This window comes from Micromonospora sp. NPDC050795 (assembly GCF_044456785.1).
Lineage (GTDB): Bacteria > Actinomycetota > Actinomycetes > Mycobacteriales > Micromonosporaceae > Micromonospora.
Map to the genome: position 1 here is coordinate 68,952 of NZ_JBITGE010000015.1, position 22,948 is coordinate 91,899.

A 22,948-nucleotide genomic window follows, 5' to 3' on the forward strand; every position below is an offset into this window, starting at 1 on the left:
GGCGGTGCTCAGGACCCGTTCTTGAGGAAGTCGGGAACATCCACGTCGTCGAAGAGCACGCGACGCGGCGATTGGGCCGGAGCCGGGTTGGTGGCCGGCGCAGGCGCCGGGGTGCTCTGCGGTGCCGGCTGGTTGGTGTTGGTCTTGCGGGTCGGCTCGGCCGCCTTGTACGCGGGCGTGCCGCCGTCGAAGCCCGCCGCGATGACAGTCACCCGCACCTCGTCACCGAGCGCGTCGTCGATGACAGCGCCGAAGATGATGTTGGCGTCCGGGTGAGCCGCGTCGGTGACCAGCTGGGCGGCGTCATTGATCTCGAACAGGCCCAGGTCGGAGCCGCCGGCGATGGAGAGCAGCACGCCCCGCGCGCCGTCCATGCTCTGCTCCAGCAGGGGGCTGGAGATGGCCGCCTCGGCCGCCTCGACCGCGCGGTTCTCGCCGCGGGCGCTGCCGATGCCCATCAACGCGCTGCCGGCGCCGCTCATCACGCTCTTGACGTCGGCGAAGTCCAGGTTGATCAGACCCGGGGTGGTGATCAGATCGGTGATGCCCTGCACGCCCGAGAGCAGCACCTGGTCGGCCGTACGGAACGCGTCCATCATGCTGATGTTGCGATCGCCCAGGGCCAGCAGCCGGTCGTTCGGGATGACGATCAGCGTGTCGCACTGGTTGCGGAGCTCGTCTATCCCCGTCTCGGCCTGCACCTGGCGGCGCTTGCCCTCGAAGGAGAACGGCCGGGTCACCACGCCGATGGTCAGCGCGCCGAGCTTGCGGGCGATGTTGGCCACCACGGGCGCGCCACCGGTGCCGGTGCCGCCGCCCTCGCCGCAGGTCACGAAGACCATGTCGGCACCCTTGAGCACCTCCTCGATCTCGTCGCGGTGGTCCTCGGCGGCGTTCTTCCCGACGTCCGGGTTGGCCCCGGCCCCCAGGCCGCGGGTCAGCTCCCGACCGACGTCGAGCTTGACGTCGGCGTCGCTCATCAGCAGCGCCTGCGCATCGGTGTTGATCGCGATGAACTCGACGCCCTTGAGCCCAACCTCGATCATCCGGTTGACGGCGTTGACGCCGCCACCCCCGATGCCGACGACCTTGATGACCGCCAGATAGTTGTGCGGAGGTGTCATCTCCGGTCCTTTCCTTCGAGATTGGCTTCGGCCGACCGGTTACGGCGTGGCCAGACCAGCGGCCGACGACAGCTGTCTCCAACGAGGATCAGGGGTGAACCCTAACCCTCTACTAGAGGCTTACAGTTATGTCAACCACTGAAGCTCTTCGGGGCAACGTAAGCGCCACCGCGCCATGAGCCAAGGACCCGGGCGGCGTGTCGCCGCGCGGAGCGCCACGGGTCACGCCACGCACGCTCCCTGGTCAACGAAAGGTCACCACATCCGGTGCGCTCACGTCGATCCGGTCGGCGTCCTCGTCGAGCAGCGCGGTGGCCACCCGAGCCTTGTCCGTACCCCGGGTCGCGTCGCCCCAGACCACCGTCCGGTCGCCGCGCAACCGCAGGCTGATCCGGGCCAGCCCCGCCACGTTCACGTCCACCAGCTCCGCGCGCAGCTGCGGCGTCAGCGCGACGAGCACCTCCAGCGCGGCCCGCGTGCCCGGGTCGTCGGCGGCCGGCCGGACCACAGTCACCTGTGGCAGGTCGCCCGGGCGTCGCTCCACCGTCCGGAACGCTACCCCGCTCCGGTCGATCAGGGCGAACACCTCGCCCTGCGGCACCACCGCCACCGCTGTCCGCTCGGTCACCCGCACCACCAGCGCGCCGGGCCAGTCCCGGGAGACCGTGGCCCGTTCCACCGCCGGCAGCGCACCGACCCGACGGGCGACGGCGGCCAGGTCCACCCGGGCCAGCGGCACCCCGTCCGGCACCCCTGCCGCGTCGTGCACCTGCACCGGCGTGACCAGGTCGGCACCCTCCACGCGCACCTCCCGCACACCGAACAGCCCGGTGCCGAGCACCGTCCAGGCGACCAGCCCGGCCAGGGCGAGCACGCCGGCGGCCACCGCCCACGGCAGCGCCGCACGCATGCGACGCTGCCGGGCACGGGCCATGAACCGGCGGGTCGAGGGCGGCACCGCGTCGCGGCCCGCCCGGACCAACTGCCACCGCCGGGCCGGACCGCGGCGCGGAGCGCCACCGTCGGCGGCGCTGGTCCGCCCTCGGGCCGGGCCGGGACTCATCCGGCCGTGGGCGCCGAGCCGCCGGGCACGGCAGTGCCACCGAGAGCCGCGCCGTCGCCGCCGGACGTCGCCCCACCCGGCACCGGATCACCGATCGCTGGGGTGGTGGCCACCGGGTCGACGGTCGCCGTCGGTGCCGAGCCGGCCGCACGCTCGCCCAGGGCGGCCAGCAGTTCGTCACCCATCAGCGAGATCGGCGGGGCGCCCATGGTGACCACCACGTCCCCGGCGCGGGCGCGACGAGCCACCTCGATCGGGGCCTGCTCCCACGACTCCACGAAGACCTTGCGCTCGGCGGGCAGATCCACCGCCGCGATCAGTGCCGCCGAGCCCTCGCCGGGCTGACGCAACTCACCGGGCCCGAAGACCTCCAGGAGCACCACCTCGTCGGCGATGGCCAGCGCCTCGGCGATCTCCGCCTGGTTGTCGCGGGTGCGGTACAGCCGGTACGGCTGGAAGACGACGATCAGCCGGCCGTCCCCGGCGACCTCGCGCAACGTCTGGTTCGCCAACGTCATCGAGGTCGGGTGGTAGGCGTACTCGTCGTAGACCAGCACGCCGTCCGCGACACCCTTGCGCTCGAAGCGCCGCCGCACCCCGGGAAAGACCGCCAGCGCGGCCTCCGCCGCCTCCAGCGGCAGTTCCAGCAGGTACGCGGCCAGCACCGCGGCGGCGCTGTTGAGCCCCATGTGCCGACCCGGCACCGGCAGCCGGAACTCGCCCAGCGACCGCCCGTCGATCGCGGCCAGGTAGCGCACTCCACGCGCGGAGGAGACCATCTCGGTCAACCGCAGGTCGGCGTCGGCGGCCTCGCCGTAGGTGAACACCCGTCGTCCCTCGGACCGCAGGCTCTCGGCCAACCGCCGACCGCCCGGGTCGTCGACGCAGGTGATGATGAACCCGTCCGGGTCGGTGAGGCGGGCGAACTCGACGAACGCCGCCTCCAGCGTCGCGTAGTCGCCGTAGGTGTTCAGGTGGTCCGCCTCGACGTTCGTGATGATCGAGACGTACGGGCGGTAGATGAGGAACGAGCGGTCGCTCTCGTCCGCCTCGACCACGAAGTGCTCGCCGGTGCCGTGGTGGGCGCCCGAACCGACCTCGGAGATCTCCCCACCGATCACGAAGGACGGGTCCACACCGGCCTGCTGGAGCACCATCGTCACCATCGAGGTGGTGGTGGTCTTGCCGTGCGTGCCGGCGACGGCCACCGCGCGACGGCCGGTCATCGCCGCGGCGAGCGCCTCCGAGCGGTGCAGCACCCGCAGGCCACGCCGACGCGCCTCGACCAGCTCCAGGTGGTCCTGGGGAATGGCCGACGAGTAGACGACGGTGTCCACGCCGTCGAGGTTGCTCACCTCGTGACTGAGGTGGATGGTGCCGCCGAGCGCCCGCAGGCCGGCCAGCGAGGGCCACTCCCGCAGGTCGCTGCCGGAGACCCGGATACCGCGGGTGAGCAGCAGCCGGGCCACGCCGAGCATGCCCACCCCACCCACTCCGATCAGGTGGACGGCGCCCAGGTCCTCGGCGGTGAGCGTGCCGGCCGGCGTGAACTGCGCGGTCATCGGGCCACCGCCGCCAGCACGAAGGAACGCAGCGCCTCGTCGCCGTCGCGCCGGCCGTAGGACCCGGCGGCGGCACCCATGTTGTAGAGCCGCTGTGGATCACGGATGAGCGGGATCACGGTGCGCTCCAGCCAGTCCGGGGTGAGCTCCGCGTCGTCGACCAGCAGCCCACCGCCGGCCTCCACCACGGGCAGCGCGTTGCGCCGCTGCTCCTGGTTGCTGTGCGGGTACGGCACGTAGATCGTGGGCAGCCCGATCGCGGCCACCTCGGCGACGGTCATCGCCCCGCCCCGGGCAAGCATCAGGTCGGCGGCGGCGTAGCCCAGCTCCATCTCGGACAGGTACGGCAGCGTCACGTACGGCACCGGCAGGTCGGTGGGGATCGGCACCGGCTCGTTGCGGGCGCCCATCACGTGCAGCACCTGCACGCCGTTGCGGGCCAGCTCCTTGGCCGCCCCGGAGACCGCCAGGTTGATGGAGCGGGCGCCGGACGAGCCGCCGGACACGAAGAGCACCGGCAGGTCCGGGCGGAGCCCGAAGTGGGCGCGGGCGGCGTTACGCAGCGCGTACCGGTCCAGACCGGCGATGGCGCGGCGCAGCGGCACACCGACAACTGTGGCGTCCCGCAGCGACTCGGCCTGGCTCGGCTGGTTCGGGAAGCCGACGGCCACGTTCTTGGTGAACTTCATGCCCAGCTTGTTGGCCACGCCCGGCGGCACGTTCACCTCGTGGATCACCATGGGCAGCTCGCGGCGCCACGCGGCCAGGTAGGCCGGCACCGAGACGTACCCGCCGAAGCCGACGACCACGTCGGCGCGCACCTCGTCGATCACCTTGCCCGCGGCGCGGGCCGCGGTCCACATCCGACCCGGGGTGCGGACCAGGTTCATGTTGACCGACCGGGGCAGCTGGTACGCCGGGATCTGCCGCAGGTCGTAGCCCTGGGGCGGGATCAGGTCGTTCTCCATGCCCCGTGGTGTGCCGAGGCAGGTGATCCGGACGCCCGGGTCGTGTCGGCGCAGGCAGTCGGCGAAGGCGAGCAGCGGGTAGACGTGCCCCCCGGTGCCACCTCCCGCGAGCACCACCGAACGCAGCGGACCCATCAGCGTCTCCTCTCGCTCGCCGTACCACCGCGGCTTCGGTCCTGTCGGACCCCGCGCGGCGCGGCCTGATCGTCATGGCGCCGCTCGCGGGACCGGGGTACGGACCCTCGGCCAGCGGGCGGCGTCGCCGGCCGGCGACGCCGGCCGGGAAGCGGCGGCAACGGGGCCCAGAGTAGTCGGACCCACCGGGCCGGCGGACGGGCATGCAGTGCTCTGGCCGCATCGGGTTCGGCGCGGGCGAAGGACGCCAGCATGCCGATGCCGGCCAACGTCACCACCAGGGCACTTCCACCGTCGGAGATGAACGGCAACGGCAGACCGGTGATCGGCAGCAGCCCCACCACCCCGCCGATGTTGATCACGGCCTGGCTGACCAGCCAGGTGGTCACGGCGGTGGCGGCGAGCCGGCGGAACGGGTCGTCGACCCGCCGGGCGATCCGGAAACCGGTGTACGCGAGGACCGCGAAGAGGCTGAGCACCACGACGCACCCGATCACGCCCAGCTCCTCGGCGATGATCGCGAAGATGAAGTCGTTGTGCGCCTCGGGGAGCCAGTCCCACTTCAGGCTGCCCTTGCCCAGCCCGACACCGAACCAGCCACCGTGCTCGATGGCCAGCCGCCCCTGGTAGAACTGGAGGCAGTCGTTGAGTTTGCAGGTCTCCGGGTCCGGTGGGTTGAAGAACATGTCCAGCCGGGCGAGGCGGTAGTTGTCCGCGCCGCGCTCACCGGAGCCGGCACCCAGTGAGGCCACCGCCACGAGCAGGCCGATCCCGACCAGCCCGGCCGTGGCCAGGGCCCCGAAGACCCGCATCCGCACCCCGGCGGCCCAGAGCAGGCCCACGACCAGGGCCAGCAGACAGAGCATGGTGCCCGTGTCGTTGTAGCCGACCAGGACGAAGAGCAGGCCGACCACCGGGAAGAGCGGGGTGGCCAGTTCGCGCCACCATCCGAGCGCGGCGCCCTTGCGGGCGACGAGGTGCGCACCCCAGAGCACCATCGCGAACTTGGCCAACTCGGAGGGCTGTAGCTGGATCCCGCCGACGAACAGCCAGTTCAGCCGGGCCTCGATCGGGCCGAAGCTGGCCGACGTCTGACTGGTCAGCCGGGCGTAGGCGACCAGCAGGTTGAGCACCACCAGGAGGGCGACCGAGGCGAACAGCAGCGGCCGCCCCAGCGAGCGGTAGGTGCTGGCCGGCAGGCGCTGGCAGACCCAGAACGCGCCGATGCCGATCACCGCGAAGATGGCCTGCTTGGTCACCGAGGCCGAGGCGTTGCCGTCCTCGGCGTAGTCCTTCACGCTGGTAGCCGAGAAGACCATGGTCAGCCCGATCAGCAGCAGCAGGCCGGCGCAGGACAGCAGCAGGTAGTAGGAGGTCAGCGGCCGGTCCAGCAGGCCGCGCAGCGCGGCGAGCCCGCCGGCCGCGTCGAACCCGCGCGGCGGTGTCGCCGTTACGGCCTCCGGCCCGCGTCCCGCCGCCCCGGGCTCCCGTGCCCCGGGTCCGGGTCCGGGTTCGCGGGCCGCCGCGCCGCGCTCCGGACCGCGCGCCCCGGCCGCCACCGGCGTACGCGCCGCGCTCGGCGACCGTCGCGGTCGTCCGACAGTCTCATCCTCGGTGCCGATTTCCTCCCCCACCCCGACATCATCACCGCTGAACACGCCCCACCGCCCCACAACGCCCCACCGGGCGTGTCGAACCCGCCCTCCCGCCGTCCTCCCGCCGCCCTCCCGCGTCGATCTTGCACTTTATGCACCGGCAAAACACCCAGGAGAGGACGTTCCGCCAGCCGAAAGTGCAAGATCGACGGGATGAGGGGGTGGAGGCGCGGGGCGTCGGCCCTGCGGGTCAGGTCATGTTGGCGAGGAACTCGCTGTAGAACAGGCCCAGGGCGATGGCCACGCCGATGCCGGCGATGATCCAGAAGCGCACCACGATGTTGACCTCGCTCCAGCCGGCCAACTCGAAGTGGTGCTGGAGCGGAGACATTCGGAACACCCGTTTACCGGTGGTCTTGAAGGAGATGATCTGGATTACCACGGACATCGTGATGATCACGAAGAGCCCGCCGATGATCGGCAGCAGCAGGATGGTGCGGGTGGACATCGCCATGCCGGCGATCAGACCGCCCAGCCCCAGCGCCCCGGTGTCGCCCATGAAGATCCGCGCCGGGGAGGTGTTCCACCAGAGGAAGCCCACACAGGCTCCCGCCGCCGCCCCGGCGATCAAGGCGATCTCCAACGGGTCGCGCACCTCGTAGCAGTACGGCTGGGTGTAGTTCGGGTCGGCGCACCAGTGCCGGTACTGCCAGAACGCGATCAGCGCGTACGCGGCGAGCACCATCACCGACGCGCCGGTGGCCAGGCCGTCCAGGCCGTCGGTGAGGTTGACGCCGTTCGTCGCGGCCATCACCACGAAGATGAAGATGATCACCGCGCCGACCTTGCTGACCTCCAGGAAGTCGATGTCCCGGATGAAGCTCAGCGTGGTGCTGCCCACCGTCTCGGTGTTTGTCGCCAGGCCCGAACCGTTGGTCATCGTGCTCGGGAACCACAGCGCGATCACCCCGAAGACCGCACCGACCAGGATCTGCCCGAGCAACTTGCCGCGCTTGTTCAGCCCGGCGCTGTTGCGCTTGCGCACCTTGAGGAAGTCGTCGAGGAAACCCACGGCGCCGGAGAAGACCATCAGCCCCAGCAGCACCAACGCGGTGATGGTCGGCTCCACCTGGGCGATCTGCTGATCCGGCAGGGTGGTCAGGGCGAGGTGCCCGGCCACGTACGCGATCACCGTGGCCAGGATGAAGACCACGCCACCCATCGTGGGCGTGCCCTTCTTGCCCTGGTGCATGGCGGGGCCGTCCGACCGGATCGGCTGACCGGCCTTGAGCCGGGTGAACACCTTGATCGCGATCGGGGTGCAGAAGAGCGAGACGAGGAAGGCCACCCCGATGGCGACGATGACCGCCCTCATCGGGTCGGCTCCCCACCGGCGTCGGCGCGCAGTGCGTCGGCCACCTCCCAGGTCCGGTACCGGGAGCCCTTGACCAGGACGACGTCACCCGGTCGTAGCTCGCTCCGCAGCACCTCGACGGCCGCCGCCTGATCGGTGAGCAGCACCGACTCTCCTCCCCAATTTGCTACCGCTGTCGCGCCTTCGTGGATCGGCGCGGCCGGCTCACCCACCACGAGCAGCCGGTCGACACCCAGCTCGGCCGCGAGTTGGCCGACCTCGGCGTGGCCGTCGTACTCGAACGGGCCCAGCTCGGCCATGTAACCAAGCACCGCGACGGTACGCCGCCCCTGGCCCATGCTCGCCAGCGCCCGCACCGCGACCGCCATCGAGGCCGGGTTCGCGTTGTACGAGTCGTCGATCACGGTCACCCCGTCGGGGCGGTCGAAGACGTCCATCCGTCGGGTCGAGACCAACCCCAGCTCGCCGAGGGCCGTGGCCAGCTCGGCCAGCGGCATGCCCAGCTCCCGGGCGACCGCCGCCGCCGCGAGGGTGTTCCAGACCTGGTGGCGGCCGGCCAGTCGGAGCCGCACCGGCGCGCGCCCCTCCGGGGTGACCAGGGTGTACGACGGGTGACCCCGCTCGTCGAGCGTGACGTCCTCGGCGCGCACGTCGGCGTCGGGCGCCTCGCCGTAGCGGACCACCCGGGCCTGCGTGCGGCCCGCCATCGCGTCCACCAGCGGGTCGTCGGCGTTCAGCACGGCCAGCCCGTCCGGCGGCAGCGCCTCGACCAGCTCGCCCTTGGCCACGGCGATGGCGTCCTGCGAGCCGAACTCGCCGATGTGCGACGTGCCGACGTTGAGCACCACGGAGATCCGGGGCGGCACCAGCTCGCACAGGTAACGGACGTGCCCGATCCCGCGCGCGCCCTTCTCCATCACCAGGTACCGGGTGTCCGGGTCGGCCCGCAGGGCGGTGTACGGGTGCCCCAGCTCGTTGTTGAACGAGCCGGGTGGCGCCACGGTGGCCCCGAGCCGGGAGGTGAGCTGCCCGATCAGGTCCTTCGTGGTGGTCTTGCCGGACGAGCCGGTCACGCCGATCACGGTCAGCCCGGTAAGCCGGTCCACCGCCGCGCGGGCCAGTCTGCCCATCGCGGTCAGGGCGTCGTCGACAAGCACCATCGGCACCCCGGGCACCTCTCGGCTGCCGAGCACCGCCACCGCGCCGGCCTGGATCGCCGTCGCCGCGTAGTCGTGTCCGTCGACCTTCTCCCCCGGGAAGGCCACGAACAGCGAGCCGGGCCCCACCTTGCGTGAATCGAACTCCACCGAACCGGTCACCGTGGCGGTCGGGTCGGCGGCGACCAGCCGCCCGTCGACCGCCGCGGCCACGTCGGCCAGGCTCAGCGTGATCACCGCTGACCCGCCAGGTCCCCGAAGCGGGCCCGCAGCGCCTCGGCCAACTCGATGCTGTCGTCGAACGGAAGCACCTGACCCGCCACCTCCTGGCCGCGCTCGTGGCCCTTGCCGAGCAGCGCGATCACGTCGCCCGGCTCCGCCAGCCGCACCGCCTCGTCGATCGCGGCGCGGCGGCCCGCCACCTCGATGATCCGGGCGGCCGTGCCGGCCCGGTACGCCCCGGCCAGCACCTCGGCGCGAATCTCCCCCGGATCCTCGGTGCGCGGGTTGTCGTCGGTCACCAGCACCACGTCGGCTCCCTCCGCCGCGGCGGCGCCCATCACCGGCCGCTTGCCCCGGTCCCGGTCCCCACCGGCGCCGATCACACAGATCAGTCGGCCGGCGCTCAACTCGCGCAGCGCGGCGAGCGCGGCCACTATCGCGTCCGACTTGTGGGCGTAGTCGACCACCCCGCGCACCGGCGCGACGACGTCGACCAGCTCCAGCCGGCCCGGGACGCCCCCGCAGGCAGCCACACCAGTCGCAGCGGTCACCGGGTCCACCCCGGCGCCGACCAGTGCGGCGATGGCGAGCAGCGCGTTGGCCACGTTGTGCCGGCCGGGCAGCGCGACACCGGCGGACACTGCCACGCCGTCCGGGCCGTGCGCGGTGAACCGCTGCGCGTACCCCTCGCCGCCCACACCGTCGGCCCACCAGGTCGCGCCCTGCTCACCGGCCGCCGAGTAGGTGACGGTGCTCGGCTTGAGCAGCGGCTTCAACGCCGGGTCGTCGTGGTTGAGCACCTCGACCGCGCAGCGCCCGTCGAAGAGCTGGGCCTTCGCGGCGAAGTAGTCGTCGCTGTCGGCGTGGAAGTCCAGGTGGTCGGAGCCGAAGTTGGTGTAACCGCCGACGGCGAACCGGACCCCGCCCACCCGGCCCATGGCCAGCGCGTGGCTGGAGACCTCCATGACCACGGCGGTGACCCCACGCTCGCGGGCGGTGGCCAGCATGGCGTGCAGGTCGGTCGCCTCGGGGGTGGTGCGGACACTGTCGATCACCAGATCACCGAGGCGGGTCTCCACCGTCCCGACCAGCCCGGTGGTGTGCCCGTCGGCCCGCAGCCCCGACTCGATCAGGTACGCGGTGGACGTCTTGCCCGCGGTGCCGGTCACCCCGATCACTGTGAGATCGGCGGTCGGGTCGCCGTACACGGCCGAGGCCAGCTCGCCGAGCACGGCGCGCGGGTCGGGCACCACCAGGGCGGGCAGGCCGGTTCCCGCCGCCAACTCCGCACCGGCCGGGTCGGTCAGCAGCGCCACGGCACCCGCCTCGACGGCGCCGGCGGCGAACTCCGCCCCGTGCCGACGGGCGCCGGGCAGCGCCGCGTACAGGTCGCCGGGGCGAACCTCCTGGCTGGCGTGGGTGACCCCGGAGACGACCACCGCGGCGGCGTCCGCCGGAAGGTCGACGGCGAGCCGGACGGCGAGATCACCGAGCCGGACTCCGGTCACGGTACGTGGACGTGGATTGCCGGGCACGGCGTCAGACCCTACCCGGTCGTCCGGTTCCGGCCACACAGCCGCCCCGGTGGTTCGTCGGCACTCACCGATGATGTCCCGCCATCGCTGCTCAGCGCGGATAGACCACGAACTTGGGCGCGGATCCGCCGGTCGAGGGCGGCACCCGGTAGTGACGCAGAGTGAACTGCATCATGTCGCGGAACGCAGGATTGGCGATCGCCGCGCCCCCGCCGTTGGGCGCGTACACGAAGACCGCGATCACGTAGCGGGGATTCTCCGCGGGGGCCATGCCGATGAAGGAGGACACCTTGTCGGGCTCTATCTTGCCGTTGACCAGCCGCGATCCGGTGCCGGTCTTGCCGGCGACCCGGTAGCCGGGCACCGCTGCGGTGACACCGGTGGCGCCGTCGACGGTGGTGACGGCCTCCAGCATGGTGCGCAGGGCCGCCGCGTTCTGCGGGCTGAGCACCGACCGGGTGACCGGGGCCGGCGCGGGGGTGCGCCTGCCGTCCGGGCCGATCACCTCCTTGACCAGGTGCGGCTGCACGTACGTGCCGTTGTTGGCGATGGCGGCGTACGCGGCGGCCATCTGCAACGGGGTGGCGTCGACGCTGTGCCCGATCGGCACCGACCCACGCGACGATCCGCTCCACTCGTCTGCCGGCAGCAGTCGGCCGCTGGCCTCCCCGGGCATCCCCTCGCCGGTGGGCTTGCCCAGCCCGAACCGCTTCTGGTAGTCGATCAACCGGTCCCGGCCGAGCTTCTCGGCGATCGTGATGGTGCCGACGTTCGACGAGTAGGCGAGCATCCCGGGCACGCTCATCCGCCTGCCGTTGGCCGGATGGGTGTCGGAGAACCAGGTGTCGCCCATCTTGATGTTGTTGGCGATCGGCAACGTGGTGTCCGGCGTGATCACGCCCTCCTGCAACGCCGCGCCGTAGGTGATGGCCTTGTGCACCGAGCCGGGGTCGACCACGAAGCTGGTCGCGGCGTCCTCCCGGGCCACCGGGTCGCTGGGCGTCGGCTTCGCCGCGTTGTACGTCGGGTTGCTGGCCTGGGCCAGCACCGCACCAGAGGGGATCTCCATGACCACCGCCGCGCCGGTGCCGCCCGGCGCCTTGGCCATGCCCGCGCTGAGGATCTGCTGGGTTCGGAACTGCAGGTCGCGGTTGAGGGTGAGAGCGAGCGAGCTGCCCGGCTTGGCGGGAGTGGTCCGGCTGTAGCCACCGGGAATCGGCGCGGCGAGGTCGCCGAGGCCGGCCTCGTACACCCGTTTGCCGTCCTGACCGGCGAGCACGTCGTCGTAGCGGGCCTCCAGCCCTTCCAACCCGACCATGTCCTGGCTGGTGAAGCCGATCAGGTTGGCCGCCAGGTCACCACCGGGCACCTCACGGCGCTCGTCGCGGTGCACCCCGATGCCGGACAGTTCCAGCGCCTGCACCCGCTTGGCGGTGGAGATCTCCACTCCCCGCGCCAGGTACACGAAGCGGGACGGCTTGCCGTCCTCCAGCTTGCGGGGCTTCATCTGCTCGACGAGCTTCGACACCGCGATGCCGAGCAGCGGGGAGAGCGCCTTGGCGACGGCGGCAGAATCCTCCACCTCGGTCGGGTCGGCGTACACGTACCGTGCCTCGACACTGCGGGCCAGCGGCGCGCCGGTGCTGTCGTAGATCGCGCCCCGCGGCGCCGGCAGCTCGACGGTGCGGAGGCGGTCGCTGATGCCGCCCCCGGCGTAGGCCGGAGCGTCGACCGTCTGGAGGAAGATCAGCCGGATCCCGATGGTGGCGAAGAGCGTCAGGGCGAGCACTGTGCCCAGCCGCAACCGCAGCCGCGAGTCGGCCAGCTTCGGCGGGCGTCGTGGCGTGCGCGACGGCCGCCGGGCCGCCGGTCGGTCCGTGCGCCGCGGCGCGCGTGGCGTGATCCGGCGACGCGGCGGCGGCTCGTCGCCACCCGGGCCACGGGGGGTACGCGGTACGACGGTGCGCACCACCCCGCCGCGTCCGGCTGCCGGAGCGTCGCGCCGGCCGGCCCGGGCGGCGGCCCGACCGCCGTCGAGCACCTGCAACGCAGGCCGGAACGGGTCACCGGACCGGGTGCTGCGCGGCGTACGCCGCTGCTCGGCGCCCTGACCGCGCGACGGCGTGCCGCGCTCCTCGCGGACGGTGCGACCCCTCGGGGTGTACGCGCGCGCGCCGGAGATGCCCCCGATGCCCGGCTCGCCGGTGCGTGGCTCGCCGTCGGCGGGCCTGGCATCACGTGCAGAACCGCGCCGGGACCCCGTAGGGTCCCGGCGCGGCTCGTCCGACCTTGGTGGCACCGGTCAGCCTCCCGCACCCTGGCTCGTCACCGACGGCTGGCCGTTCGCCGGCTGCGGCACACCGATCGTCTTGCCGTCCGGCAGCCGGATGTAGCCCGGCTCCCCGGCGTCGACCAGGCCCAGCCGCTTCGCCTCGGCGGTCAGGTTGCCCGGCGCCTCGGCGTCGGCGATCTGCTTGTCCAGTTGCTGCTTCTCCAGGTCCAGTCGAGCCTGCTGCTGCTGCAACCGCTCCAGCCGGAACGCGTTCTCATTGATCTTGGTGTTGACCGCCAGGATGCCCAGCACCCCGCCGACCACCAACACCACGATCAGCGCCGCGAACGGCGCACGCGGCACCGAGATCGGCGGCGGCGGCGCCACCCGCAGCCGCGGCGGCCGGGCACTGGTGGCGCTGGTGGCCTTCTCGACCGGGCGCAGTGCGGCGGTGCCCTGAGTCGGGAACTCGCGCGCCCCCCGGGCGCGAGTCTCCCCCTGCCGATTCGTTCGATCGATGCGTGACGTACCGTTACCGAGGCGCGGAGCCCGCTCCGCCGCGGTCCGGCCCCCCGACCGCGGTGCGCGCTGCCCGCCGCCGGTGACGTCCCGGCGGTCGCGCTTGTCAATGCTCATGTCCCTCCCCCTCAACGTCCGTCCCTCTAGCCGTCCCGGTGCCCCTGACCCCCCACGGATCAGGCGGACCCCGTGCCCGGTTGGTGCATTCCCTTCACCCGTCGGCGAGACCGTTCGCGGTCGGTCCGCCCCTGCTCTGTCGCGTTCGGGTCGAGTCGCTCCGCGGCCCGCAGCCGCACCGAGGCGGCCCGCGGATTCGCGGCGACCTCCGCCTCCCCCGGCAGTTCGGCGCCCCGGCTGAGCAGCCGGAACGTCGGACCGGACCCGGGGAGCTCGACCGGGAGGTCAATCGGGCCCTTACTGCGGACCCGGTCCGTGAGAGCCGCCTTGGTGGTCCTGTCCTCCAGCGAGTGGTAGGACAGGACCACCATGCGACCGCCCACGGTCAGTGCGTCGAGTGCAGATGGCAACGCTGTCTCCAGCGCTGCCAACTCTCTGTTTACCTCGATCCGTAAAGCCTGAAACGTTCTCTTTGCCGGGTGCCCACCCGTTCGTCGGGCTGGGGCCGGAATGGAATCCCGAACCAGCTCCGCCAGCAGCGCGGACGAGGTGATCCGGGCCCGCTCCCGCTGCCGGATGATCGCCGAGGCGATCCGGCCGGCGAACTTCTCCTCGCCATAGACCCGCAGCACCCGGGCCAGGTCCGGATGCGCGTACGTGTTGACCACCTCTTCGGCGGTCACCCCCCGGGTCTGGTCCATCCGCATGTCCAACGGCGCGTCCTGGGCGTAGGCGAACCCTCGGTCGGGCGCGTCCAACTGCAACGACGAGACACCCAGGTCGAACAGGATCCCGTCGATGGCCGGATAGCCCAGCCGGTCCAGTACGTCCGGCAACTCGTCGTAGACGGCGTGCTCCAGGTGCACCCGGTCGGCGAACCGGGCCAGCCTGACCCGCGCGTGAGCGAGCGCCTCGGTGTCCCGGTCGAGCCCGATCAGGACCGTCTCCGGATGCGCCTCGAGCACCGCCTCCGCATGCCCGGCCAGACCGAGCGTCGCGTCGACGTGGACCGTCCGGCCGCCTCGACCCAGCGCGGGGGCCAGCAGCTCGAGACACCGCTCGAGCAGCACCGGCACGTGCGTGCCGCGCAACTCCCCCATGATGACCCCCACTGGTTGAAACGTCCGTTCGTCTCGTGCGCCTGTCGTCGGACGGCGCTGCCGTCGTACCGCCAGATCCCCATCCGCTCCCGCCTGACACCGGACCGTCGCCCAATGACTGGATCGTGCGCCTGGCACCGGGGAAGTGATGCCAGGAACTCGAAAGCGGCTGGAGATCTCGCAGTACGTCGGGTGCCGTTACCGCCCTACAGACCGCCGGGCAGCACCCCCTCCTCGATGTCGGCGAAGTCGTCTTCGCTCTCGGCGAGGTAGGTCTCCCAGGCGACCTTGTCCCAGATCTCCACCCGCGTGCTCGCGCCGATAACCACCAGCTCGCGGTCCAGCGCGGCATAGGCCCGCAGGTGAGCCGGAATGGTCACCCGGCCCTGCTTGTCCGGAACCTCGTCGTGCGCGCTGGCGAAGAAGACCCGGCTGTAGGCCCGGGCCGCCTTGTGGGTCATCGGCTGTGCGCGCAACTGCTCCGCGATCCGCTGGAACTCAGGGGTCGGGAAGACGTAGAGGCAGCGCTCCTGCCCTTTGGTGACCACGACACCCCCCGCCAGCTCATCCCGAAACTTGGCCGGAAGGATCAACCGGCCCTTTTCGTCCAGGCGCGGAGTGTGGGTGCCGAGAAACATCGGCCCAACCCCCTCGCCCTTGAGCGGCGTTCGCGGCGCCGCTGACCCCCCGGGCCGGTGAGCCCTCCCGGCCTCACCATTGGTCCCCACTCTACTCCACTTCCCTCCACCCGCAACCAAATTCGCCCGCGTGGCGCGCCTGACCCGGGGGCAAAACCGCACGTCACAGGGGGTGGAGCGGAGTGGAGGGCTTCAGCCGCCCCTCGGCGTGGTCCGCTTTCCGACATTGATCGACTCCGTCCGGGGGACGCCGACCCGGCCGCCCGCGCGGTCACCACGGCCGAACGGTTCACCGTCGGCGGCGATCTGGCGAGGCCGGCGGTCCGGTAACCTCGCTCGCGTGACGGACGCGAAAATGCCCCTACGGGCCAAGGTGGCCAGCTCCGTGTCACGGACCGCCGCGGCGCTCTCCCGGGCGGCCGGCCGTGGCGACGGTTCAGTGATCGGCGGGTGGATCGGCCTCAAGATCGACCCGGACCTGCTCGCCCACCTGTCGGCCGGGCGCGCGATCGCGCTCGTCTCCGGCACCAACGGCAAGACCACCACCACCCGGTTGACCTCCGCCGCGGTCGGCGTGCTCGGCCGGGTCGCCACCAACTCGTTCGGCGCCAACATGCCCAGCGGGCACACCTCGGCGCTGGCCAAGGCCGGCAGCACCCCGTACGCGGTGCTGGAGGTCGACGAGCACTACCTGGCGCAGGTGCTGGAGGCGACCGAGCCGCACGTGGTCGCGCTGCTGAACCTCTCCCGCGACCAGCTCGACCGCGCCAAGGAGGTCGCCATGATGGCGCAGCTCTGGCGTGCGGCGCTGGTCCGGCACACCAACGTACGGGTGGTGGCCAACGCCGACGACCCGCTGGTCGTGTGGGCCGCCACCCCACCGGGTGACCCCGCCCGGGGCATCAACCCGCCGCACGTGACGTGGTTCAGTGCCGGCCAACGGTGGCACGACGACTCCTGGGTCTGCCCGGAGTGCGGCTCCACCATCCAGCGCTCCGGCGAGCAGTGGTGGTGCACCGGCTGCCCGCTGCGCCGACCGGAGCCGCACTGGGTCGTCGAGGACGAGGGCGTGCTCGATCCGACCGGCGCCTGGCACAAGGTCTCCCTCCAACTGCCCGGCAAGGTCAACCTCGGCAACGCGGCGACAGCGCTGGCGGTGGCCGCCGAGTTCGGCGTCCGCCCGGTCGACGCGGTGTCCCGCCTCGGCATCGTCACCTCGGTGGCCGGCCGTTACGCGCAGGTCGACAAGGACGGGCGCAACATCCGGCTGCTGCTGGCCAAGAACCCGGCCAGTTGGCTGGAGGCGTTCGACATGGCCGCCAACGCGCCGACCCTGCTCTCCATCAACGCGCGCGATCCCGACGGTCTGGACACCTCCTGGCTCTACGACGTCGACTTCGCCCCGCTCCGGGGCCGGCAGGTGTTGATCACCGGCGACCGGGCATACGACCTGGCGGTTCGACTGGACGTCAACGACGTGCCGTTCCAGCACGTCCGCACGTTCGACGACGCACTCCGGTCGGTCCCGCCCGGGCGGCTGGAGGTCATCGCGAACTACACCGCGTTCCAGGACATCCGAGCGGAGTTGGACCGTGTCATCTGAGAGTCTGCGCATCGTCTGGATCTACCCCGACCTGCTCTCCACCTACGGAGACCGGGGCAACGCCCTGATCCTCGCCCGGCGGGCCCGTCAGCGTGGGATGCCGGTCGAGGTGCTGGAGGTGCGCTCCGACGAACGGCTGCCCGCGACCGCCGACATCTACCTGGTCGGTGGCGGCGAGGACGGCCCGCAGGCGCTCGGCGCCCAGCGGCTGCTGGCCGACGGCGGCCTGCACCGCGCCGTCGCGCAGGGCTCGGTGGTGTTCGGCGTCTGCGCCGGCTACCAGCTGCTCGGCACCTCGTTCTTCGCCAAGGGTGTGCAGTGCCGCGGGCTGGAGCTGCTCGACCTGCACTCCGACCGGGGTGAGAGCCGGGCCGTGGGCGAGCTGGCCGGTGAGATCGACCCCCGGCTGGGCCTGCCCCCGCTGACCGGTTTCGAGAACCACGGCGGCCGCACCCACCTCGGTCCGGAGGTCTCCCCGCTGGCCCGGGTCACCGCCGGAGTGGGCAACGACAGCGCCACCGAGGGCGCGTGGCGCGGCAAGCTGCTGGGCACCTACTCGCACGGGCCGGCGCTGGCCCGCAACCCGGCCCTGGCCGACCTGCTGCTGCGCTGGGCCACCGGGGCACACCAGCTCCCGCCGTTGGACGACACCTGGTCGGACCGGCTCCGCAACGAGCGCCGCTCCGCGGTGGCCGCCGCTCGGGCATGATCCGTGCCGTCCGGCGGCTGCTCCGGCAGCCGTCGGCCGCCCGGTTCGCCCTGCTCGTGCTGCTGATCGGCGGGTGCGGGTTACTGCTGCTGCTGGTGCCCCGGCCGGATCCGGCGCAGTTGCCGCTGGTCGCCGACCGGCTGGGCGACCTCGCCCCGGTGGCGGCGATCCTCGGTGGTGCGCTACTGCTTGTCGCGCTGGTGCCCCGGACCTTCATCACGCTCGCCGCAGGTGCGATCTTCGGTCCGCTGGAAGGCGCCGCGTACGCCCTGGGCGCCGCGCTGGTGGCGGCGGCGATCGGGTTCACTGTCGGCCGGTTGCTCGGTCGGGAGTTCGTCGCCGAACGGGTCCGCGGTCGGCTGGCCCGCCTCGACGGCTGGTTCGCCCGGCAGAGCGTGGTCGGTGTGGTGACCGTCCGGCTGCTGCCGATCGCCGGCTTCGGCCTGGTCAGCTACGGCTACGGCACGACCGGCGCCCGAGTGCTGCCGTTCCTGGCCGGCAGCGTGATCGCGTCCGCGCCGACCGCCTTCGGGTACGCCGCGATCGGCGCTGCGGTCAGCTCCCCCGGCCACGTCAACTGGTACGCCGCCGCCCCGGCCAGCCTCGGCCTGATCGCCAGCCTCGTGCTCGTCCACCAGTGGTGGCGCGCGGAACGCCGACGCCGCCGTATGCCGGTCTGACCCCGCGGCGGAGGGCCGAGCAGACCCGGGCCGGCTGCGGACGTCGATGACCAGATGCTGTCGGTTCGGCGGTGGTAACGGCCGGACGACGATCTCGCCGGCAGGGCATCGGGCAGCGCCAGCGCGATCTAGCGTCTGCGGCCATGAAGCCCTTGCCCCGCGCCAGGATCGGCTCCCGGGCCGTCGCCCTCCTTGCGGCCCTCGCGACGGCGCTGCTCGCGGCGTGCACGGCGGGCGACCCGTCGGCCTCCTCGTCGTCGCCGGCAGCGGCCGAGGCAATTCCCGCGACCCGGGTGACCGCTGCGCCGCTCGCCGACTTCTGCCCGGTCGCCATGCCACCGAGTTGGCAGGACGCGATCCGTGACAGTCGCCTGCCGCAGGAGCCCGGGGAGCGGTGGGCCGCGCTCACCCCGGCGCCGGACGGCCGCTCGGCGTTCGCGACGGTCACGCGTGAAGGCCCCCTGACGCTCGTCTGGCAGCAGGAGAACGGCCGGCGGAGGGAGGTGGCCACCATGCCGGACATGTTCACCTTCCCGCTGTTGGCCGTCTTCGACGGGCGCTGGCTGGTGTACGCCCGCAGCGACCTCGGGCGGGCGGCGCCCCACGGTGGCGGTGGCGCCGAACTGTTCGCCTGGGACGCGGAGTCGGATGCTGCGCCACGGCAGCTCGCAGGCACTGCGAACCTCGCCGCCCGCCCCTGGCTGCGCGACGGGAAGCTCGCCGTCACCCGGACACTCGGCGAGGACAGGGCCGAACTGGTCCTGCACGACCTGGCTGCCGGGACGGTCCGGACGGTGGCCACCGGCGCGGTGACCGGCGTCGGGTTCCACGGCGTCGACCTGCTCTGGTTCGATCGCGCCACGGGCCGCCTGAATGCGCTCGGCCCGAACCAGGAGGCTGCATCTGTGCCGCAGCCGAGTCCGCGGCCGGATGCCCCCACCCGCGTGACCACCGACGGCCAGACCACGGCCTGGGTGTCGCGAGACGGTCGCACCCTGAGCGTCTGGCGACCGGCCTGGACGGCACCGGTCCGCGTGTTCCGGGTGCCCGCCCCTTCGCCGCCTCCGCCCGCCACTGCCGCGCTGCCACCGGGTGTCGAGCCCCAGGGCGTCGCCGCCTTCGACCGGGTTGCCTCGCCGATGGCCGTCGGGGACCTGGTGGTGTTCGAATTCCACCAGGGCTGGTACGTGGCCGACCTGCGGACCGGCTCGTACGTGCGACTGACCGCCGACTACGTCCACGCGGAGGTCGCGGGTGGGGCGCTGCTTGTTGCCTCGGACGACAACTCGACCCCCGAAGAGCCGAACGCGTACTCGCTGCTGCGCCTGGACCGCATGGCACCGCTGCCCTCGTGCTCCTGACCGAGGAGTCGCCGCCGGGCGTCAGACGGACGGCGGACGAGTCGGAGCGTGATGACTCAGAGACATCTTGATGTCTCTGAGTCATCACGCTCGTTCCAGTGTTCGCTTCGGCGGACGTCACGGTGCGTGCCGCTCACGACGCGGGGCACCGTTGTCAGGCGACGACCGAGACCATCCGGCCCTTGACCACGATGACCTTGCGCGGCTCCTTGCCGTTCAGGGTCGTCGCCACCGCGTCCAGGGCCGCCGCGCGGACGCTCTCCTCGGAGGCGTCGGCGGGGACCTCGACGCGGCCGCGGACCTTGCCGTTGACCTGCACCGGGTAGGTCACCGTGTCGGCCACCAGCAGAGCCGGATCGGCGGTCGGGTAGTCCGCGTACGTCAGCGAGGTGTCGTGGCCCAGCTTGCGCCACAGCTCCTCGGCCAGGTGCGGGGCGAACGGCGCGACCATCAGCACCAGCGGCTCGGCCACCTCGCGGGGCGTGGCCGACAGGCCGGTCAGCCCGTTGGTCAGCTGGATCAGCTTGGCGATCGCGGTGTTGAACCGGATGCCGTCCATGTCACCACGGACCCCGTCGATCACCGTGTGCAGCAGCCGGCGGGTCGCCTCGTCGGCCGGGTCCTCGGTGATCCGCAGCGCGCCGGTCTGCTCGTCGACGACGGCCCGCCACACCCGCTGCAGGAACCGGTACGACCCGACCACCGCCCGGGTCTCCCAGGGGCGGGAGACCTCCAGCGGGCCCATCGACATCTCGTACACCCGGAAGGTGTCCGCGCCGTACGCGGCGCACATGTCGTCGGGGGTCACCACGTTCTTCAGCGACTTGCCCATCTTGCCGTACTCGCGGTTGACCACCAGGTCTTCCAGGTAGTACGCGCCGTCGCGCTCGACCACGTCCTCGGCCTGCACGTAGCTGCCGCGCGAGTCGGTGTACGCGTACGCCTGGATCATGCCCTGGTTGAACAGCTTGCGGAACGGCTCGAACGACGACACGTGCCCCAGGTCGAACAGCACCTTGTGCCAGAACCGCGCGTACAGCAGGTGCAGCACGGCGTGCTCGGCGCCACCCACGTACAGGTCGGTGCCGCCGCAGTCGCCGTCGGCGCGCGGGCCCATCCAGTACCGCTCGTTCTCCGCGTCGACGAACCGCTCGCTGTTGATCGGGTCCAGGTAGCGCAGCTCGTACCAGCAGGAGCCGGCCCACTGCGGCATCACGTTGGTCTCCCGGGTGTAGCGCTTCGGCCCGTCACCCAGGTCCAGTTCGACCTCGACCCAGTCGCGCCGCCGCGACAGCGGGGTCTCCGGGTTGCTGCCGGCGTCGTCGGCGTCGAACGTCTTCGGGGAGAAGTCGTCCACCTCCGGCAGCTCGACCGGCAGCATCTCCTCCGGCAGGGCGATGGCCGCGCCGGTCTCGTCGTAGACGATCGGGAACGGTTCGCCCCAGTAACGCTGCCGCGAGAACAGCCAGTCGCGCAGCCGGTAGGTCACCGCGCCGGTGCCGTGCCCGTTCGCCTCCAGCCAGGCGATGATCGCCGCCTTGGCGTCGGCGACCCCCAGGCCGTTCAGGTCCAGGCCGCGCTCGGGCGCGGCGCTGTTGATCGCCGGGCCGTCCCCGGTGTACGCCTTGCCGTCGAAGCCCTCCGCCGGCTGCACGGTACGGACGATGGGCAGCTCGAAGACCTCGGCGAACGCCCAGTCCCGCTCGTCCTGCGCCGGCACCGCCATGATCGCGCCGGTGCCGTAGCCGGCCAGCACGTAGTCGGCGATGAAGATCGGGATCTGCCCACCGGTGACCGGGTTGGTGGCGTACGCGCCGATGAAGACGCCGGTCTTCTCCTTGGTGTCGGACTGCCGCTCGACGTCGGTCTTGGCGGCCGCCGCCTTGCGGTACGCCTCGACGGCCTCGGAGGGGCTGGCGTGCCCACCGGTCCAGGCGTCCCTCGTCCCGTCCGGCCAGTTGGCCGGGGCCAGCGTGTCGACCAGCTCGTGCTCGGGCGCCAGCACCATGTAGGTGGCCCCGAAGACGGTGTCCGGGCGGGTCGTGAACACCCGCACCGGTGCCGCGCTGGTCGGGAAGTCGACGTGCGCGCCCTGGGAGCGACCGATCCAGTTGCGCTGCATCAGCTTGATCGGCTCGGGCCAGTCCAGGCTGTCCAGGTCGTCCAGCAGCCGGTCACCGTAGGCGGTGATCCGCATCATCCACTGCTTCAGGTTGCGCTTGAAGACCGGGAAGTTGCCCCGCTCGGAACGGCCGTCGGCGGTGACCTCCTCGTTGGCCAGCACGGTGCCCAGCCCCGGGCACCAGTTCACCGGCGCCTGCGAGACGTACGCCAGGCGGTGGTCGTCGACGACCTGGCGGCGCTCGGCGACGCTCAGCTCGGCCCAGGCGCGACCGTCCGGCGTGGGCCGGTTACCGCCTTCGAACTCGGCGATCAGCTCGGCGATCGGACGGGCCCGGCCAGCGTCGCGGTCGTACCAGGAGTTGAAGATCTGCAGGAAGATCCACTGGGTCCAGCGGTAGAAGTCGGTGTCGATGGTGGCCACCGAGCGGCGCTCGTCGTGCGCCAGCCCCAGCCGGCGCAGCTGCGCCTTGTACCGCTCGATGTTCGCGACGGTGGTGGTCCGGGGGTGGGTGCCGGTCTGCACCGCGTACTGCTCGGCGGGCAGGCCGAACGCGTCGAAGCCCATCGCGTGCAGCACGTTGCGGCCGGCCATCCGCTGGTAGCGGGCGTAACAGTCGGTGCCGATGTAGCCCAGCGGGTGGCCGACGTGCAGGCCCGCTCCGGAGGGGTACGGGAACATGTCCAGCACGTACAGCTTCTCCGCGCCGGCGCGTGGGTGGGTCGGGTCGGCCAGCGGGCCGGTCGGGTTCGGTGCGTGGAAGGTGCCCTCGCGCGCCCAGGTGTCCTGCCAACGGATCTCGATCTCGTCGGCCAGGGCCGCGGTGTACCGGAACGGGGGGATGTCGCCCGCCGGTGCGGCTGCCTCACTCATCGTCTCTCCTCGCTTCGCTTCGCTTCGTCTCGGCACCACCGGGCCGGGCCGGCGGAGGGCACAAAAAAGCCCCTCGCGCAGGAGGGGCCGCCGTGCTGTCGCTGGGTTCAGCGCATCAGCACGGCCCGGTAAGAAGCAGGAAGACTCCGGCCATGCCCGCAGTGTACCTCTTCCGCGGTGTGCCCTGCCGGCCCCCGGGCGGTGTCGGACCCGTTCCC

At 72.1% G+C, this 22,948-nt stretch carries 16 protein-coding genes and 1 pseudogene; 4 read left to right on the forward strand and 13 right to left on the reverse strand.

Annotated features, from left to right (window positions below):
• Positions 1–8: 8 nt before the first annotated feature.
• The 12 genes and pseudogenes from ftsZ to mraZ all read right to left on the reverse strand — a co-directional run bounded on the left by ftsZ (position 9) and on the right by mraZ (position 15,382).
• Entirely contained in the window at positions 9–1,124 is a 1,116-nt protein-coding gene (gene ftsZ, locus ACIBEF_RS15635; RefSeq protein ID WP_091407710.1) for a cell division protein FtsZ, read from the reverse strand.
• Positions 1,125–1,368: 244 nt separating this feature from the next.
• Complete coding sequence (locus tag ACIBEF_RS15640) at positions 1,369–2,187, reverse strand: cell division protein FtsQ/DivIB (protein ID WP_396793997.1); 819 nt, start codon at positions 2,185–2,187, stop codon at positions 1,369–1,371.
• Positions 2,184–3,749, reverse strand: coding sequence for a UDP-N-acetylmuramate--L-alanine ligase (gene murC / locus ACIBEF_RS15645; RefSeq protein ID WP_396793998.1), 1,566 nt, complete (start codon positions 3,747–3,749; stop codon positions 2,184–2,186). The genes ACIBEF_RS15640 and murC overlap by 4 nt, the downstream gene beginning before the upstream one ends.
• On the reverse strand, positions 3,746–4,852 hold the full coding sequence (gene murG, locus ACIBEF_RS15650) for an undecaprenyldiphospho-muramoylpentapeptide beta-N-acetylglucosaminyltransferase (protein ID WP_355007673.1): 1,107 nt from the start codon (positions 4,850–4,852) through the stop codon (positions 3,746–3,748). The genes murC and murG overlap by 4 nt, the downstream gene beginning before the upstream one ends.
• Positions 4,852–6,243: an FtsW/RodA/SpoVE family cell cycle protein gene (locus ACIBEF_RS15655; protein WP_396794046.1), complete on the reverse strand. Its 1,392-nt coding sequence runs from the start codon at positions 6,241–6,243 to the stop codon at positions 4,852–4,854. Before ACIBEF_RS15655 ends, murG begins: the two co-directional genes overlap by 1 nt.
• A gap of 454 nt (positions 6,244–6,697) precedes the next feature.
• The gene (gene mraY, locus ACIBEF_RS15660) at positions 6,698–7,822 is read right to left on the reverse strand and encodes a phospho-N-acetylmuramoyl-pentapeptide-transferase (RefSeq protein WP_030334519.1); all 1,125 of its coding nucleotides are present in this window, start codon (positions 7,820–7,822) and stop codon (positions 6,698–6,700) included.
• Positions 7,819–9,216 carry a UDP-N-acetylmuramoyl-tripeptide--D-alanyl-D-alanine ligase gene (gene murF, locus ACIBEF_RS15665; RefSeq protein WP_396793999.1) on the reverse strand — a complete coding sequence of 466 codons (1,398 nt, stop codon included), beginning with the start codon at positions 9,214–9,216 and terminating at the stop codon, positions 7,819–7,821. The genes mraY and murF overlap by 4 nt, the downstream gene beginning before the upstream one ends.
• A complete protein-coding gene (locus ACIBEF_RS15670; protein ID WP_396794000.1) occupies positions 9,213–10,736 on the reverse strand; it encodes a UDP-N-acetylmuramoyl-L-alanyl-D-glutamate--2,6-diaminopimelate ligase in 1,524 nt (507 codons plus the stop codon). Before ACIBEF_RS15670 ends, murF begins: the two co-directional genes overlap by 4 nt.
• A gap of 91 nt (positions 10,737–10,827) precedes the next feature.
• Positions 10,828–13,035, reverse strand: coding sequence for a peptidoglycan D,D-transpeptidase FtsI family protein (locus ACIBEF_RS15675; RefSeq protein WP_396794001.1), 2,208 nt, complete (start codon positions 13,033–13,035; stop codon positions 10,828–10,830).
• Between the two features lie 3 nt (positions 13,036–13,038).
• Positions 13,039–13,644, reverse strand: a complete 606-nt coding sequence (locus ACIBEF_RS15680; protein ID WP_396794002.1) for a hypothetical protein — start codon at positions 13,642–13,644, stop codon at positions 13,039–13,041.
• Positions 13,634–14,744 (reverse strand): annotated as a pseudogene (gene rsmH / locus ACIBEF_RS15685) (16S rRNA (cytosine(1402)-N(4))-methyltransferase RsmH). The gene ACIBEF_RS15680 and the pseudogene rsmH overlap by 11 nt, the downstream one beginning before the upstream one ends.
• A gap of 206 nt (positions 14,745–14,950) precedes the next feature.
• Positions 14,951–15,382: a division/cell wall cluster transcriptional repressor MraZ gene (gene mraZ, locus ACIBEF_RS15690; RefSeq protein WP_030488958.1), complete on the reverse strand. Its 432-nt coding sequence runs from the start codon at positions 15,380–15,382 to the stop codon at positions 14,951–14,953.
• A gap of 355 nt (positions 15,383–15,737) precedes the next feature.
• Here mraZ and ACIBEF_RS15695 point away from each other — a divergent pair, with 355 nt between their 5' ends.
• The 4 genes from ACIBEF_RS15695 to ACIBEF_RS15710 all read left to right on the forward strand — a co-directional run bounded on the left by ACIBEF_RS15695 (position 15,738) and on the right by ACIBEF_RS15710 (position 19,735).
• Positions 15,738–16,985: a MurT ligase domain-containing protein gene (locus ACIBEF_RS15695; RefSeq protein WP_396794047.1), complete on the forward strand. Its 1,248-nt coding sequence runs from the start codon at positions 15,738–15,740 to the stop codon at positions 16,983–16,985.
• Positions 16,975–17,694 (forward strand): glutamine amidotransferase, encoded by a 720-nt coding sequence (locus ACIBEF_RS15700; RefSeq protein ID WP_355007678.1) that lies wholly within the window; start codon positions 16,975–16,977, stop codon positions 17,692–17,694. The genes ACIBEF_RS15695 and ACIBEF_RS15700 overlap by 11 nt, the downstream gene beginning before the upstream one ends.
• Positions 17,691–18,374, forward strand: a complete 684-nt coding sequence (locus ACIBEF_RS15705) for a TVP38/TMEM64 family protein (protein ID WP_396794003.1) — start codon at positions 17,691–17,693, stop codon at positions 18,372–18,374. The genes ACIBEF_RS15700 and ACIBEF_RS15705 overlap by 4 nt, the downstream gene beginning before the upstream one ends.
• Positions 18,375–18,517: 143 nt before the next feature.
• The gene (locus tag ACIBEF_RS15710; RefSeq protein ID WP_396794004.1) at positions 18,518–19,735 is read left to right on the forward strand and encodes a hypothetical protein; all 1,218 of its coding nucleotides are present in this window, start codon (positions 18,518–18,520) and stop codon (positions 19,733–19,735) included.
• A 154-nt stretch (positions 19,736–19,889) separates the two neighbouring features.
• Here ACIBEF_RS15710 and leuS read toward each other — a convergent pair whose 3' ends face one another.
• The gene (gene leuS, locus ACIBEF_RS15715) at positions 19,890–22,730 is read right to left on the reverse strand and encodes a leucine--tRNA ligase (protein ID WP_396794005.1); all 2,841 of its coding nucleotides are present in this window, start codon (positions 22,728–22,730) and stop codon (positions 19,890–19,892) included.
• Positions 22,731–22,948 lie beyond the last annotated feature (218 nt).